The sequence below is a fragment of the Taibaiella helva genome, assembly GCF_003545695.1.
Classification (GTDB): Bacteria; Bacteroidota; Bacteroidia; order Chitinophagales; family Chitinophagaceae; genus Taibaiella; species Taibaiella helva.
The window spans coordinates 27,198-41,629 of record NZ_QUZZ01000015.1 but is presented as its reverse complement, the minus strand read 5'-3'; the positions used below and the strand labels follow the sequence as shown (position 1 = coordinate 41,629).

Genomic DNA, 14,432 nt, shown 5'->3' with positions numbered 1-14,432 from the left:
CCCGCTTTCGTGTGCGCTATTGCTTTATCTTACTGCAGATCGAAACGATCCAGGTTCATCACTTTAGTCCAGGCCGACACGAAATCCTTCACGAACTTCTCTCTGGCATCGTCGCAGGCATAAACTTCGGCAACGGTTCTCAGCTCTGAGTTGGAGCCAAAGATAAGGTCAGCGCGGGTGGCCGTCCACTTTACCGTACCGTCTGCACGGTTCCGGCCTTCGAACAGGTCGCCGGCATCGGAAGTAGCGTGCCAGGTAGTGCCGCTGTCGAGCAGGTTCACAAAGAAATCGTTGCTCAGCGTTCCCTGCTGCTGCGTGAAGACGCCGTGTCTTGAATGATCGAAATTGGTATCCAGCATGCGCATCCCCCCGACCAGCACCGTCATTTCAGGTACCGTCAGTGTCAGCAGCTGTGCTTTGTCGACCAGGAAAGCTTCAGCCTTGCCGGCATACCGCGGCTCGGCATAGTTGCGGAAGCCATCGGCTACAGGTTCCAGCGCATCAAAAGATTCTACGTCGGTCTGTTCCTGTGTCGCATCGCCGCGGCCGGGTGTAAACGGTACCTTCACGGGGTAGCCGCCATTTTGTGCGGCCTGCTCCACGGCGGCACAGCCGCCCAGTACGATCAGATCGGCCAGGGATATCGCTTTACCGCCTGTTTGTGCGTCGTTGAATTCCTTTTGGATCGCTTCCAGCTTTTCCAGTACTTTGGCCAGTTGCGCAGGATCATTTACCGTCCAGTCTTTCTGAGGCGCCAGCCGGATACGGGCGCCGTTAGCGCCGCCGCGACGGTCGGAGCCACGGAACGTTGATGCAGATGCCCATGCAGTGCCTGCCAGCTGCGACAATGTAAGGCCTGACTGCAGCAGCTTCGCTTTTAATGCGGTAATATCCGCTTCATCGACAAGGGGATGGGTTACGGCGGGAACAGGGTCTTGCCAGATCAGCTCCTCTGCCGGCACTTCAGCGCCGAGATAGCGGTTGCGCGGTCCCATGTCGCGATGTGTCAGCTTGAACCAGGCGCGGGCAAAGGCGTCAGCGAACTCGTCGGGATGCTCGTAGAAACGGCGTGATATTTTTTCATAGGCAGGATCAACCCTTAAGGATAAATCGGTGGTCAGCATGGTCGGCGCATGCGTCTTTCCCTGCTCATGCGCATCGGGCACAGTGCCAGCGCCGGCGCCATCTTTGGGTTTCCACTGGAAAGCGCCCGCCGGGCTTTTGGTGAGCTCCCATTCATACTCAAACAAGTGCTTGAAAAAATCGTTGCTCCATTGCGCCGGCGTAGTGGTCCAGGCGCCTTCGAGACCGCTGGTAATGGTGTGGCTGCCATGGCCATTGCCAAATGAATTGCTCCAGCCCAGACCCATGGCTTCAATGCCGGCCGCAGCCGGCTCTTTGCCTACATGCTTTCCCGCCTCGGCCGCGCCGTGTGTCTTACCGAAGCTATGTCCCCCGGCGATCAGGGCTACCGTCTCTTCATCATTCATCGCCATACGGCCAAAGGTTTCGCGGATGTCCCGGGCGGCGGCCAGGGGGTCGGGATTGCCGTCGGGACCTTCGGGGTTCACATAGATCAAACCCATCTGCACTGCGCCCAACGGGTTTTCCAGTTGGCGGTCGCCTTCATAGCGCTTATTGCCCAGCCATTCCCTTTCCGAGCCCCAGTAGGTATCCTCATTCGCTTCCCAGGCGTCTTCGCGACCTCCGCCAAAACCAAAAGTCCTGAAGCCCATGGATTCCAGCGCGCAGTTACCAGCCAGCACGATCAGGTCGGCCCAGGACAGCTTCTTGCCATATTTCTGCTTCACCGGCCACAGCAGTCGGCGGGCCTTGTCCAGGTTGGCATTATCGGGCCAGCTGTTCAGCGGCGCAAAGCGCTGCATGCCCCTGCTGGCGCCACCCCGACCATCCTGGATACGATAGGTTCCGGCGCTATGCCAGGACATGCGGATCATGAAGGGACCATAATGCCCGTAATCAGCGGGCCACCAGTCCTGTGAGGTGGTCAGCACATCAATAATGTCTTTTTTAACAGCACCCAGGTCCAGTGTTTTAAAAGCTTCCGCATAATTGAAGTCCTTATCCATCGGGTCCGAGAGGGAGGAATTCTGTCTCAGGATGTTCAGGTTCAGCTGTTCGGGCCACCAGTCTTTGTTCCTGGTGCCGCTACCTGCGCTCTGTTTCAGCAGCCCCCCGGTAAACGGGCATTTGCCGGGCGTACCCGGATGATGTTCCGACGCGTAATGAAGTGTGTTGTTTTCCATAATTGATTGTTATGTGCTTTTGTACAACTCAAATTTATCGAAGTTTGCCCGGGCGGGCTAACCTGCAGGGATAGGTTAATTCAAAGCAGGAATAGAGCATCTCGATAGCCAGGTACCTCCCCGGCTCAGGAAAAAGCAGCCGTAAAGATGGTTTATGTATGCTGTCTTTTTTGTTTTTACAGGCGAAGCAAAGGACACCTTTCGATCATAACGACCCCGCGATAAGCGTGTCGGTCGTTCTGTAAAAGGCCTGCACATTGCAAAAGGAGATAACCTTATGTCACGGGCTTGTCAAAACAAATACAGCATTCCCGATTTTGAAAGTCTTTCCCATTTGTGCCGGCTACCTTTGCCCGCGCAACGGTTCCGGTCGCAATTGATGACAGTAAAAAAATCAAACCTATGCCCAGCGTTCCCAAATGGATCGGTAATGTAATGGAAAGTGTATTCAGCGGCAGCTTCACGCCCGTAACGGTCGACACGGTATCTCTTCCTGACGAAGGATTAAAGCAGGTCCGTTTCAAGGGAAATTTTTCGAAGAGCAATATCAGCTTCGTTCCCGGTCAGAAGATCGAGTTCAGGGTCAGCGATACGGATTACAGGCATTATACACCTGCTTATTTCAACAAGGAAGAAGGCATATGCGATGTCTTATTCTATCTGCACGACCAGGGCCCGGGAAGCCGCTGGGCCGCTGCCCTGAAGGCCGGTGATGAAACGAAGCTGATGGGACCGGGAGGCCGGATGCGGTTGGACCGGCAAGCGGCTATGCATGTCGTGTATGGAGATGAAACCTCGCTGGGATTGTTTCAGGGTATGGCCCATGAAGCGGCGCATCTGAAAGTCCCCTATTTCTGTATTGCAGAGATGGATGCTGCTCATCAGCATTGGGGACACCTGGTGCCGGCAGCCATCCATGCAGTAGAAAAGCATACGGCATTTAAGGCGTACAATGCGAAGAACCTTTTGCAGCAATGGCTGCAGGACTATAAAGAACCAAAAGAACAAATTGCTTTTTATCTCAGCGGGAATGCCAGGGCCATACAGGAGTTCCGGAAAGCGCTCTTCAGCCAGGGCTTTAAAAGCAGCCAGGTACAGGCTGATCCCTATTGGTCCGAAGGCAAGCACGGACTATAATCGTCTCCTTCTGCCATAAGCATCCTCCTCCGGCGCGCCGGAGGAGGATGCAGTTGTATACAGTCTTAGCGATAGACACCTGCATTCAGTTCAGCAAGCAATCCCGGCTGCTCTGGCTTCCAGCCGGTCGCCTCCTGTGTTTTTACTGCAGATGCCGGGCAATCCATACCGGCAAAGTGTGTGAACCAGGTGAAATGTGCTTCGGCCTCCAGCCCGCTTTTGCCAGCTACCGGGAGCTGCAGCTGCTGTCCGATGGCGGCGGCAATTTGCCTGAAGGGAATACCTTCTTCCGCCACAGCATGATAAACACGCTGCTCCGGCTGCTGTTCAATAATAAGGCGATAGAGCACGGCGGCATCGTGGCGATGCACTGCCGGCCAGCGGTTACCGCCTTCGCCGATGTACGCCGATACGCCATTTTCTTTAGCCATAGCCACCACCATAGCAATAAAGCCATGATCGCCTTCGCCATGTACCGTAGCCGGAAGCCGTACGATATAGGTATTGACGCCTTGTGCAACTACAGCCCGCGCGGCTTCTTCCGTAGCAGCACGTGGTACGGTAGCCGAGCCGGCAGGTACATCCTCTTCCGTCACCGGCCGCGCTCCATGCAACAGACCTACACCTGAGGTAATCACCAGCGGCCGGTTGGACCCGGCGAGTATTTTACCCAGGGAAAGAATGACCTTGCGGTCGTCTTCACAATTTTCTTTATAACGGCTGAAATCATGATTAAAGGCCGTATGGATAACCGCATCGCAGTGCGCAGCGCCGCTTTCCAGGCTGCCGGGATCATTGACATCTCCCCGATGCGCCTCTGCGCCCATGTCGGCCAGTGTCTGTGCCGCTTGTTCCGAGCGGACCAGTCCGAGCACCTGGTGACCGGCATCCAATAATTGCTTAATGATGGCGGAGCCTACAAAGCCTGAGGCTCCTGTTACAAATACACGCATAAAATGTCTGATGTTTTATCAGCACAAAATTGCGTCGGCATGCCGGACTAAAGATGGTCATTTGACCATAATCGGATTTAACGTTGCTGCCATTGGGCATGGCGGATACGGGTCAGCGTCTTCAACGAAATGCCCAGGTAAGCAGCGATCATGTGCAGGGGCAGCCGGGATACCAGGTCGGGACAATCCCGGACAAAACCATTGTACTTTTCTTCGGGCGTGGCGCTGAGCGCGGCGAACAGGCGTTGCCGGCTGTTGTAGCCGTTCCTGGAGATCAGCTGCAGGGAAAGTGCATGCAGCTCCGGTATTTCTTCCAGCAGCCGGTTAAAGACAGGCCTGGTCCAGAGCAGCAGCTCGCTGGGTTCTATGGCCGCGATATTGAAAGCCGAAGGTGTGCTGCGGTCATAGCTTTCTGCGTCGAGCGTCCAGGTATCTTCCGGTGAGAACTGCAGGATATGCTCGCTGCCGTCGGCAACAACACCGAAGTTGCGTAGCAGCCCCTTTACCACGAAAGCCTTATGGCGGCAGATCTGCCCTTCCTGCAGCAACAGCTCGTTGCGGCGAAGCGAGCGGGGCGTGGCTGCCAGGGCAATCCGGGCAATTTCTTCATCGCTCAGCCGGGTATGCGTGTGCAGGTAAGCTTCTATTCCGGTCGTCATCAGAACAAAATTAACGGATCCGGACGGATTGGAAAAGTAGCCGGGAAGATGCTCTTAAAGGACCTCCTGCTGTGCGCACCGGCGGTCATTGCAAAGAAGCGGGAGCTTATGAAACATTTAAGAGCGGCCATTTGTTTTCGCAGCAAATCAAACTTATCATACAATGGCCAGACCCCAACCCAGGCACAACAAACAGAAGAAGACCGGCAGGAAATGGTCGGCAAGGGTAACCCAAACCAGTGATGCCCTGGATATTAAAGGTGGCATCTTCGCTTCCGATGATCCCGCCAGGATCGCCCGCTCCCTGAAAAAATCGGCGCAAAAGAGCCGGCGCAGGAAAGGTACACCCTTCCGGTCAGCCATGTCGATGCTTAACTTTTATATTAATCGTGCCGGCGACAACCTAACGGCAGCACACAAACAAGTGCTCGAGCAGGCCAAAGACGAGCTGCGGCGTGTTTTCGGAAAAGAACCTAAAAATGGCTAAGCGATACCGATGCAAGCCGCTGCCTTTTAAAGATACTGATGCGGATAAGGCAGACCCTTGCCGGTTTCACAAAGGATCTTCAGGCTTCTTAAGAACATGGCCCAATCGTAGCTGCATACGGCAAAGCCCCTGGAGTAGGCTTTCCAGCCATCGTGATGAAAAGTCAATACCGCTCCCTGCTCATGGGATTCAATGTCGAACGTGATCGTGGTCCCGATCCACTCTTCAAACCCGGTAATGCAAAGCCATTGCACCTGCTTTGAGGGTTCAAGTGTCGTTACTTTCATTTCCTTGTAGTAGTCGGGGCCGAAAGCAAAGCGGGCAATGCTGCCCGTTTCGGGAGTCGCGGTGGTCTCGGGCGTCCACCAGCCGGCAAGCCCCTGCTGTGTGGCCAATGCCTGGTAAACGGTTTCAGGTGAAGCTTTGATCGTTAGTCTGTGCCAGATGCTGTTCATGATTCTTTTATTTTGTTGCTACAAAATTATCATACTACGATGGGCTTAAAGAGGTGCATACCGGACTTTGTCAAGGGCTGATCCGGACAAAAATTATTTTCATCCTGCTGAACGCTAATAGGAAGCTCCCGGCCAAAGAAAGGTTATGAGATGAGCGGACTTTTTACCATCTTTGTGCCGATTTAACCGCCTCTACCATTTCCTGTGATGCCTTTTCCCCCGAAAACCGACAGTGCCTTTATGAAGGCTGCTTGTGTCCGGTTATTCATGAGCATGCTGTTACTGGCGACAGCCGTTTTTGAAAGCAGGGCATCAAACTACAATGCGATCCTTCATAAGCCTTATAAGGATAAGGTATGGTGGATCGACTCGTTTTACCGCGCCGTAGTAGCCATCAGGGATTCATCGCAGGCCTTTGCGGTCAGCAGCCGCCTGAGGGAGGAAGCCATCGCCGCCAAAGACAGGGAGCTGGCGCTGGAAGCCGATCTGTTCGATGCTTATTATCGCTGGTACCATTACCGCGAGGATAAGACGCACCTGCTTGACCGCTTTATGCAGCTGCGGGAAACCGGCCGCAAAGAGCATTACCTCCATATAGAAGCCAGATCACTCTATGTAATTGCCAAAACGTACTGGCGCATCATCCAGAATTACGAGCTTGCCTTTGAATACTACCTTCAGCTCGATCAGCTGATGCAGCAGACAAATGCTTACAGCTTTCCCGACATTACCGAATATTATCATGAGATCGGCAAGGCCTATTATATTTTTAAAGATTACCGGACGGCCCTGGCTTATCTGCACAAGGCTTCCGCCATCAAAGAAACCCGTTTTAGCTACAATGCGCACTGGGCCTCCGATAATACAATGGGACTTTGCTACCAGAAGCTGAACCGCCTCGACTCTTCAGATCATTATTTCAATAAGGTGATCCATTCGCCTTATATTGAACCATCCGATGCCTACTACAGCATTGCGAAGGGCAACCTGGGCTATAACCGCTATCTCAGCGGCGACTTTGCGGCAGCAATTCCCATGCTGCAGGAGGATATCGCTTTCGGCCTGTCGCGGAAGGACAGCGGTCTTGTTGCCGGTTCAGCGATACCCCTCGGCGATATCATGATCCGCCAGGGCCGGCTGGATGCCGCGCAGGACCTTATCCGGCTGGCGCAATCCAGTATTATCAGCTCGCGCCAGTATGACCGCATGGAACGGCTTTACCCTGTTCTGTGTAAATATTATGCGGCACGTGGCGATATCGTCCGGGTAAACCGTTACCTGGATTCCACCGTCCGTTTCAGCGAAACAATGGAAAAAAAGTTCAGCGCCCTGCAATTGCTGCGGGCACAGCAAAAGATGGACCGGCTCGAGCTGCAGGGGCATCGCCGTGCCCTGCAGCTCGAGCGCCGCTTGAACCAGGTGCAGCGGGGCTTTTTTCTTTCGACCCTCCTGCTGCTTATTGTCGGCGTCCTGTTTGCCTACTACCGGATACGAAGAAAGCATAAGTACAGGCAGGCTGTGCAGGAACAGAAAGTAAAGGCTTTCCGCGCCGAGCTCAAAAGGGGTGAAGAGCAGATCCGGGAATTCGCGGAAAGGCTGTCGGAGAAGAATCAGTTGATCGAAAAACTGGAAGAGGAAGATACCCGGAAGCAACATACCGATATCCTGTCGCGGCTCAGGGAAAGCGCCATTCTTACAGATGAAGACTGGACCCGTTTCCGGCAATCGTTTGATATAGTCTATGGCGATTACATTAATAATGTAAAGCAGAAATTTCCACATATCACCCCTGCCGAGCTAAGGCTATTGGTCCTTGGCCGCCTGAATTTCTCCACCAAAGAAATGGCTACCGCGCTGGGCATTTCTCCCAACAGTGTACGGGTGACCTGGCACCGGCTCAGGCGTAAGCTGGAACTGGGCGAAGAAACCAGCCTGGAGGCTTTATCTCATTCTCTTTAATCATACTTTTCTTATTGAAAATCAATTTTATTGCAAAATGTAACGCTTTTGTAACTGCCTGTTCTATACCCTTTGGCCTCTGCCTGAGTACTTTAGCGTGGCAGATAAGATTTACGTGTTATCCGGGATAAATCTACCAGGACCAGGTAGTTTCACTCCTTTTGAAAAAGAGGTGCTTTCACGGATCATTCAACGCGGTGTACCCTGCTAATTTTGCCTCAGATAACGACTGCCGCTCTCTTACACACCATTCATAATACATGCTTCATGAAGAGACTTTCTACCTTATTAATGTTATGCCTGTTACTCTCGTATTCCCGGAATACCATGGCGCTTAATGTCCTGGTAACACAAACGGCGGGCGGTGTCTATTCCATGCCATCCCGCTGGCAAGCCGTGCTCACGGCAATGGGGCATACAGTGAATATCCAACCCATCAGCGTTCTGGACAACAACAGTTTTTTCAGCAGCACCAATGTCCTGATCGTGTCTGATGGTACCGCCGGCTATTCCAGCACGCAGATCAATACGATCAAGGCCTTTCTACAATCGGGGAAGCCGGTGTATCTGCAAACCGAATACCTGAGCGCCTACGGCGGCAATACGGCCTTTGCCCAGATCGTTGGCGCGCTGGGCAGCAGCTTTACCTGGGGCGCCTCACAAAATGATGACCAGAACCCGGTGATCAACGGTTCTTTCGCTACGACGAACAACGCTGTGCCTTCGCTGCCTTATTTCTGGTATGGCTGCACCGGCACGGCAGGCGCCAATATCTTTACCTTCGTCCGCAGCACACCGGGCAATGTCCCGCTCGGCTGGTGCTTTTGCCCGGCCAATACCAGCTATGGCAAGCTGATCACGACGTCAGACCAGGACTGGATCCAGAATGCGACGACCTATCCTGCTGCGGTCGACCTGATGGAAAACATCTTTACCCACCTCATTACACCAGGCCTCTGCGGTCCTTCTTTCAGCGCCAGCATCACGGCGCATACCGATGTATCCTGTAATGGCGGCAGCAACGGCTCGGCCACCGTTACAGTCTCAGGTGGCAATCCACCCTACACCTATTTCTGGTTCCCCTCGGGTGGCAGCAGCGCTTCGATCGCCGGCCAGCCGGCCGGCACGTACACCTGCACCGTTACCGACGCGTCCTCTCAAACCACTACGGCAATCGTAGCGATCGGTCAGCCGGCGGCTCTCAGCGCCACCAGCACCCAGAAAGCAACCTGCGCACCGCTGAGCAGCGGCAGCGCTACAGTCACAGTAAGTGGCGGCACAGCGCCTTACACTTATTCCTGGATCCCTTCGGGTGGCAATGCTGCAACAGCCACCGGGCTGGGCGCAGGCACTTATACCTGTACCTATACCGACAGCAAAGGTTGTTTCAACAGCCGGAGCTTTACGATTGCGCAGGCGCCGGCGCTCGACCTTACCATGAGCCATACCGATGTATCCTGCGGAGGCACCGGTAATGGTACCGCTACAGTAACCGTCACCGGTGGCCTGGGCGCTTATACCTACACCTGGTCCCCTTCGGGTGGCAATGCCGCTACCGCCAGCGGACTGGCGACAGGTACTTACAGCGTGATCTGCCACGATGCCAACTCCTGTATCGATACGCAAACCGTGACTATAGGCCAGGAGCCGGCGCCGGTACCGGTCGTTTCCCTTACCCATCCGACAACCTGCCTGGGTACGGACGGTACGATCGTCCTGACTGGCATGACAGCCAGCGCTGCCTATACCGTTACCTATAATAAGAACTCCGTACCGCAGGCTGCATTGAACCTGACGGCTACTACCGGTGGTGTGCTCACTCTTCCCGGACTGGGCGCCGGCAGCTACAGCAATATCGCCGCCGCCCGGGGCACCTGCATCTCCAATGTTCCCGGCAGCTTTGTTCTTAACGACCCTGCGGCGCCGGCCACACCCGTGGCAGGCAGCAACGGACCGATATGCAGCGGTACCAACCTGGCCCTCAGCACAGCGACCGTCAGCGGGGCCAGCTATTCCTGGACAGGGCCCAACGGTTTCAGCAGCGCCCTACAGAATCCGACCATTGCCGCAGCGACCACGGCAGCCAGCGGTACTTACCAGGTTACGGTAACCGTTGCCGGCTGTCCCTCTGCGCCCGGAAGTACTACCGCCCTGGTCAATCCTACCCTGATTCCCTCGGTAACGATTGCCGCAAACCCCTCCGGCAATATCTGCGCCGGTACTAATGTAACCTTTACGGCAACGCCTGTCAATGGCGGCTCGGCGGCTTACCAATGGCTGAAGAACGGCCTGGTTACCGGTACCAGTAGTCCCACCTACAGCGACAATGCGCTTAATCATAATGATGTCGTCAGCGTGAAGCTGATCTCCGATGCCCTTTGCCGCAGCGTGGATACTGCTGTCAGCAACAGCATTACGATGTCAGTAACGCCCTATCCTACCCTTACCATCACACCAGATACCCAAACGATCTGCAGCGGCGCGACAACAAGCCTTGCTTTATCGGCGCCCCAGGCAGGCGCTACCTATAGCTGGACGGTTGTGCAAAGCGGCGTCAGCGGGGCTGCCTCCGGCAATGGCAGCACTATTGCCCAGGCATTGACCAATAGCGGTACGGCAACCGGGATAGCGGTCTATACCGTTACTCCGGCCATCGGCGCCTGCGCCGGCAATACCGCAACAGCGACCGTTAAGGTCAACCCGCGGCCGGTAGCGACAGCGACACCTGCAGCCACAAACCTGTGCTCCGGCGCAACGGCCAATATCGCGCTCAGCGCCAACCTCACCGGAACCACCTACAGCTGGACGGTAGCGTCAAGCAGTGTCAGCGGCGCCATAGCAGGCAACGGCAGCGCGATAAGCCAGGTGCTCACCAATACCGGCACAGCACCGGGAACGGCTACTTATACGATTACGCCAACCACCAATGGATGTCCCGGAACGCCGGTAACCGTAACAATAACCGTTACCCCGCTACCGGTATTAACGGTTACTCCCACTACGGTAAGCCTGTGCAGCGGCACAGCGACCAATATCGCATTGTCGGCTCCGCAAACGGGCACGACTTACTCCTGGGGCATCATGCAAAGCGGCGCTACCGGCGCTGCAGCCGGCAGCGGAAATACGATCGCCCAGACCCTGACTGCTACAGGTACTACTGCCGGAACAGTTACTTATATGATACGGCCTTCAACAGGCAGCTGCAACGGCGCCTCCGTTAACGCTACCGTTACCGTGAAGCCCGCACCGGCCCTGACCGTCACACCCGCCAGCCAGGCTGTCTGCAGCGGCGCAGCAACCAGCCTGGTCAACAGCGACAACCTCACCGGCACCACTTATGCCTGGACCGTAACGCAAAGCGGCGCCAGCGGCGCGACAGCCGGGGCGGGCGCAACCATTGCCCAAACCCTGACCAATACCAGCACTACTCCGGGAACCGCAACCTATACGATAACGCCAACGACAAACGGCTGTGCCGGCACGCCGGTAAGCGTAACGGTCGCCGTGAATCCGAAACCCGCCGCAGTAGCGACACCTGCTAACCAAACGCTCTGCAGCGGCGGCGCGACGGGCATTGCTTTATCCTCGCCCGTAGCCGGCGCTACCCTTAGCTGGACTGCAGCTCAAAGCGGCGTCAGCGGCGCCGCAACCGGATCGGGCAGCAGCATCGCCCAAACCCTGACCGCGACAGGACCAGTTACCGGCACCGCTACCTATACCGTTACCGCCAGCGCAAACAGCTGCGCCGGTAGCAGCATTACCGTTCCCATAACGGTCAATGCGATCCCCGCTGTACCTGGTACGCTTACCGGTCCTGATGCCCCTTGTACCGGCAGCACACAAACTTATTCCATCGCCAGTGTTGCCGGCGCCAGCAGCTATACATGGGCCCTGCCGCCGGGCTGGACAGGCACTTCAACCACCAACACGATTAACGTGGTTGTCGGCAGCAGCAACGGCAATATCAGCGTTCAGTCTGTCAACACCTGCGGCAGCTCCGTTGCGATGACCAAGGCTGTAACAGCCACACCGATGCTCACGCCCACAATCTCGATCAGCAACAACGCCCCGGCCCTGCTGTGTTCCGGTACCCAGGTCACCTACACGGCTTCCGTAACCGGCGGCGGCAACCTGCCTGCCTATCAATGGCAAGTCAACGGCAGCAATACCGGTAGCAACAGCGCAGTATTTGTCTATGCGCCCGAAGATGAGGATACCATCACCTGCACCCTGACGAGCAATTATCCCTGCCTGAACAGCAATAACATTGTCAGCAATGCCATGATCATGGACGTTACGCCAACTGTAGATCCCTCATTGAATATTTATGTGCCGGAAAACCACATCTGCTCCGGCATACCAGTCACCTTTACCGCTACCCCCACTCATGGCGGAACCACGCCCGCTTATCAATGGAAACTTAACGGCAGCAATGTGGGCGCTAATACCACCACTTATACTTATACACCCGGCGATGGGGATATTGTGCGCTGCGTGATGACCAGCAATGCCATCTGCGCCAGCGCCACGACGATACACAGTAATGAGGTGCCGATGAGCGTCGTGACCGTAACCCATCCTTCGCTGGCAATAATTGCAAACCCGGGCGTTCAGCTGACTAACGGACAGCCCGTTACCTTTACCGCACAGCTCAATGATATCGGCGATCAGGGCTACCAGGTGCTGTGGTACCGCAACAATACTTTTACGGGCATCAGCGGCCTTACCTGGACGGCTGTTGCGGGCACCGATATCAAAAACAACAACCAGGTAAAAGCCTTCCTGCGCAGCTTTTCTTCCTGCGCCGACCCGGATACGGCCTGGAGCAGCAATACCCTTACCCTGATGATAGGCACCAGCGGTATCGGTAATACCGGTATGCCGGCGGGCTTTAAGGTATTTCCCAATCCGGCACAGGACAAGGTCTACTTTGAAGGCTTAAGAAAAGGCGCCTACGTCAGCCTCTGTGACCTCTCGGGCCGCATCCTGCGCGCCAGGACCATCGTACAGGACAGCGACGCCTGGATGGACCTCTCGGGCTTTGCGCAAGGAGTGTACCTGCTCCATTTCAACGATGGCAAACAAGGTCACTGGCAGGTTAAAATAACGAAGAAATAGAACCAAGGCGAACCGCCCGCGGCGCTTCCTTCAGGGGGCGCCGCATTTTACTAATCACAAGGAGAGAAAATAATAGTATAACATACAGCCGATACAAGCCGCATGGGCTGTAATTGCAGCCGGTAATGCATCAGGCCTGATATGCTTCCTGTTGCTTATTTACCGATCAGCTGTCCTGTTTCATCCAGCTGCTCGATATGGGCCTGGTTGTCTTTGCCCACATAGATCTTCAGGCGTACACGCCCCTTATCATCACGCAGGAATAGTCCTACTTCCCCATTGGAAAGCTTACCAGCAAAGAGACGCTCCTGCGCCAGTTTGCCCTGTGCCCTCAACCAGGCGTAGGCATTGCGGGTAGCCGCCGTATCCTTCAGCGCTTTCAGGGAATCTTCAAATTTCATGATCGCTTCCATGGGAAAATCATCGGACCTGTCCCATAGTTTCAGGCCATAGGTTCGGTACTTATGCTCACCTGCACCCTCAAGGTACTGCAGCTGCATGATCTGGTCGGTATTCCGCGGATCTACCGAGTAGACCATCGCCGACTCTTTATCGTTGCCATCGTAGACAAGGCCGCCGCATTCGTCGCCCAGCTCGTTGAAAAAGATCATCCCCGCTTCCCGTGTCCTGGGCTTAAGCGATTTACCATTGAACATACCGGGATGCTGGCGCTGCTTGTTGCTGATGACCATCTTCAGGCTGCCATCTTTTTCTACAATATTGATCCGTTCTACATCGATCTCCTCAAAACGCTGCTTTGAGTGATTCGGCTTAAAGGCAAAAAAGAAAAGCAAGCAGCATACCAGGGTAAGCATTGCTGAATACAGCTTAAGGAAGCGCACTTCTTTAATCAATTTTTCCATAGTAGCTTCTTTGGGGTAGACAAAAGATACTTAAGTTAAAAGTTATTGACGGGAACAACGCCAGGAGATTGGTCCCGGCAGGACTTACTTTACGAAAATTCTTGCGGGAACCATCCCGAAATCCCTGTTTCCGGGTATTTTTCAAAGAAGACACATGGTATACCTTCATTGTTCACCAAATGAAGCACGATTTTATGAAAAAGCAAAACCAACAAGCCAGGCTGCGCTTGAACAAGAAGACGATCGCCTCCCTCACCGGTACCGATGCCATCAGAGGAGGCGCAGAGACCCGCGACGGGGATCTGTGTGTACGGACAGTGCAGGAAACCTGTATGGCCAGCTGCGGCGCCCACACCTGCATTATTACCCGCGTTTCCCAATGCTTCACCGAGACTAAAGTCAATTGTGGCCGGGAAACCGATATCTACAGGTGCATTGATTAAGCGGTCTTTCCTTTGACCATAAAGAAAAGCAATAGCAAGCGGCACGTAAATGTGCCGCTTTGTTATTACTGTTACTGCAAAAGAACCACAG

10 protein-coding genes are annotated in these 14,432 nt (G+C 54.8%); 5 read left to right on the top strand and 5 right to left on the bottom strand.

All coding sequences use genetic code 11. From position 1 onward, the window contains the following. Positions 1-29: 29 nt before the first annotated feature. Positions 30-2,267 (bottom strand): catalase/peroxidase HPI, encoded by a 2,238-nt coding sequence (gene katG / locus DZC79_RS18815; protein ID WP_118953166.1) that lies wholly within the window; start codon positions 2,265-2,267, stop codon positions 30-32. 402 nt (positions 2,268-2,669) lie between these two features. Between katG and DZC79_RS18810 the strand changes: the two genes are divergently transcribed. Next, entirely contained in the window at positions 2,670-3,404 is a 735-nt protein-coding gene (locus DZC79_RS18810) for a siderophore-interacting protein (RefSeq protein ID WP_157977272.1), read from the top strand. A 65-nt stretch (positions 3,405-3,469) separates the two neighbouring features. Here DZC79_RS18810 and DZC79_RS18805 read toward each other — a convergent pair whose 3' ends face one another. Both DZC79_RS18805 and DZC79_RS18800 read right to left on the bottom strand, forming a co-directional pair. After that, on the bottom strand, positions 3,470-4,357 hold the full coding sequence (locus DZC79_RS18805) for an SDR family oxidoreductase (RefSeq protein WP_118953164.1): 888 nt from the start codon (positions 4,355-4,357) through the stop codon (positions 3,470-3,472). A gap of 77 nt (positions 4,358-4,434) precedes the next feature. Beyond that, complete coding sequence (locus DZC79_RS18800; RefSeq protein WP_118953163.1) at positions 4,435-5,016, bottom strand: Crp/Fnr family transcriptional regulator; 582 nt, start codon at positions 5,014-5,016, stop codon at positions 4,435-4,437. 163 nt (positions 5,017-5,179) lie between these two features. Here DZC79_RS18800 and DZC79_RS18795 point away from each other — a divergent pair, with 163 nt between their 5' ends. Further along, positions 5,180-5,503 carry a DUF3175 domain-containing protein gene (locus DZC79_RS18795; protein ID WP_118953162.1) on the top strand — a complete coding sequence of 108 codons (324 nt, stop codon included), beginning with the start codon at positions 5,180-5,182 and terminating at the stop codon, positions 5,501-5,503. A gap of 26 nt (positions 5,504-5,529) precedes the next feature. Here the strand turns inward: DZC79_RS18795 and DZC79_RS18790 are convergent, their stop codons facing one another. Continuing rightward, a complete protein-coding gene (locus DZC79_RS18790) occupies positions 5,530-5,958 on the bottom strand; it encodes an SRPBCC family protein (protein WP_118953161.1) in 429 nt (142 codons plus the stop codon). A 267-nt stretch (positions 5,959-6,225) separates the two neighbouring features. On the opposite strand from DZC79_RS18790, the gene DZC79_RS18785 reads away from it, so the two are divergent. Further along, on the top strand, positions 6,226-7,917 hold the full coding sequence (locus DZC79_RS18785) for a hypothetical protein (protein ID WP_157977271.1): 1,692 nt from the start codon (positions 6,226-6,228) through the stop codon (positions 7,915-7,917). Positions 7,918-8,184: 267 nt separating this feature from the next. Next, the gene (locus tag DZC79_RS18780; RefSeq protein WP_118953159.1) at positions 8,185-13,035 is read left to right on the top strand and encodes a PKD-like domain-containing protein; all 4,851 of its coding nucleotides are present in this window, start codon (positions 8,185-8,187) and stop codon (positions 13,033-13,035) included. A gap of 155 nt (positions 13,036-13,190) precedes the next feature. Here the strand turns inward: DZC79_RS18780 and DZC79_RS18775 are convergent, their stop codons facing one another. Continuing rightward, positions 13,191-13,898: a hypothetical protein gene (locus tag DZC79_RS18775; protein ID WP_118953158.1), complete on the bottom strand. Its 708-nt coding sequence runs from the start codon at positions 13,896-13,898 to the stop codon at positions 13,191-13,193. Positions 13,899-14,092: 194 nt separating this feature from the next. On the opposite strand from DZC79_RS18775, the gene DZC79_RS18770 reads away from it, so the two are divergent. Continuing rightward, positions 14,093-14,341, top strand: a complete 249-nt coding sequence (locus DZC79_RS18770; protein ID WP_157977270.1) for a hypothetical protein — start codon at positions 14,093-14,095, stop codon at positions 14,339-14,341. The last annotated feature ends 91 nt before the right edge of the window (positions 14,342-14,432 follow it).